This window comes from Kitasatospora sp. NPDC091257, from assembly GCF_044757675.1.
In the GTDB taxonomy this organism is placed as follows: Bacteria; Actinomycetota; Actinomycetes; order Streptomycetales; family Streptomycetaceae; genus Kitasatospora; species Kitasatospora lactacystinica.
In genome coordinates this window covers 1-1,598 of the sequence record NZ_JBIVVI010000256.1, presented here as the reverse complement: position 1 = coordinate 1,598, position 1,598 = coordinate 1, and the positions used below count along the sequence as shown (strand labels likewise).

Sequence of the window (1,598 nt, the reverse complement as noted above, 5' to 3'; positions counted from 1 at the left end):
ATGTGCAGGCGCAGGTTGTGCCGCGCCACGGCGCGGTCGCGGTAGTCGATGACCTCGGGGAAGTTGTGCCCGGTGTCGACGTGCAGCAGGGAGAACGGCACCGGTGCGGGGGCGAAGGCCTTGAGGGCCAGGTGCAGCATGACGATGGAGTCCTTGCCGCCGGAGAACAGGATCACCGGGCGTTCGAACTCCCCCGCGACCTCGCGGAAGATGTGCACCGACTCGGCCTCCAGCGCGTCCAGGTGGGACAGCGCGAAGGGGTTGTCGTCCGTGCGGACCAAGGTGTCGGTCACGGTGGTCATGCCAGGCCCCGTTCGGTCAGGAAGGCGTGCAGTTCGGCGGCGGACTCGGTGACCTCGCGGCCCCGGGTCTGCAGGCGCAGCTCCGGGTGCTCCGGGGCCTCGTAGGGGTCGTCGACGCCGGTGAGGCCGGTGATCTCGCCGGCGGCCTGCTGGGCGTAGAGGCCCTTGACGTCGCGTTCGGCGCACAGTTCGACCGGGGTGGCGACGTGGATCTCCAGGAAGTCGGTGCCGGCGGCCGCGTGCCGTTCGCGCACCGCGGCGCGGGAGTCGGCGAACGGGGCGATGACCGGGGCGAGGACCTTGACGCCGTTGGCGGCGAGCTTCTCGGCGACGTAGCCGATGCGGGTGACGTTGGTGTGGCGGTCCTCGCGGGTGAAGCCGAGGCCCTTGGAGAGGAACTCGCGGATCTCGTCGCCGTCGAGGACCTCGACCTTGTGGCCCTCGGCGCGCAGTCGCTCGGCCAGGGCGAAGGCCAGCGTGGTCTTGCCCGCGCTCGGCAGCCCGGTCAGCCACACGGTGGCGCCGCGCTCGCAGGGGGCGGCCGCGCGGGCCGCCTCTACGGCTCCGTCGGCGGCCAGAGTGTCAGCTGTCACGGTTCTTTCCTTACACGAGAATTGACGGATGGTCAGAGGTGGATGCCGCACTCGGTCTTGCCGGAGCCGGACCAGCGGCCGGCCCGGGCGTCCTCGCCCTCGGCGGGCTTGCGGGTGCAGGACAGCGGGGCGCAGCCGACCGAGGTGTAGCCCTCCCACAGCAGCGGGTTGAGCAGCACGCCGTGGGCGGCGACGTAGGCGTCCACGTCTTCCTGGGTCCAGCGGGCGATCGGGGCGATCTTGACCTTGCGGCGCTTGGGGTCCCAGGACACCACCGGGGTGTTCGCCCGGGTCGGGGACTCGTCGCGGCGCAGCCCGGTGGCCCAGGCGTCGTAGCCGGCCAGGCCCCGGTTGAGCGGTTCGACCTTGCGCAGGGCGCAGCACAGGTCCGGGTCGCGGTCGTGCAACCGCGGCCCGTGCTCGGCGTCCTGCTCGGCCACCGTCCGCAGCGGGGTGAGTGTGATGACGTTGACCGGCATGGTCGCGGCCACCGCGTCCCGCGTCCCGATGGTCTCCGGGAAGTGGTAACCGGTGTCCAGGAACACCACGTCCACCCCCGGGAACACCGAGGACGCCAGATGGGCCACCACCGCGTCCTCCATCGAGGAGGTCACGCAGAACCGCCCGCCGAAGGTCTCGGCCGCCCAGGCGAGGACCTCCTGCGCGGAGGCCTCCTCCAACGCGCGCCCGGCCCTCTCCGCCA

General features: G+C 72.0%; 2 protein-coding genes and 1 pseudogene. All 3 read right to left on the bottom strand.

Going from position 1 to position 1,598, the window contains the following annotated elements:
- Positions 1-302, bottom strand: a pseudogene (locus ACIQOV_RS14670) (phosphoadenosine phosphosulfate reductase family protein); the annotation flags it as partial.
- Positions 299-880 (bottom strand): adenylyl-sulfate kinase, encoded by a 582-nt coding sequence (cysC, locus tag ACIQOV_RS14665; RefSeq protein ID WP_401048599.1) that lies wholly within the window; start codon positions 878-880, stop codon positions 299-301. The pseudogene ACIQOV_RS14670 and the gene cysC, both read right to left, overlap by 4 nt.
- Positions 881-927: 47 nt before the next feature.
- On the bottom strand, positions 928-1,598 hold a 671-nt coding region (locus ACIQOV_RS14660), incomplete at its 5' end, for a phosphoadenylyl-sulfate reductase (protein WP_401048587.1).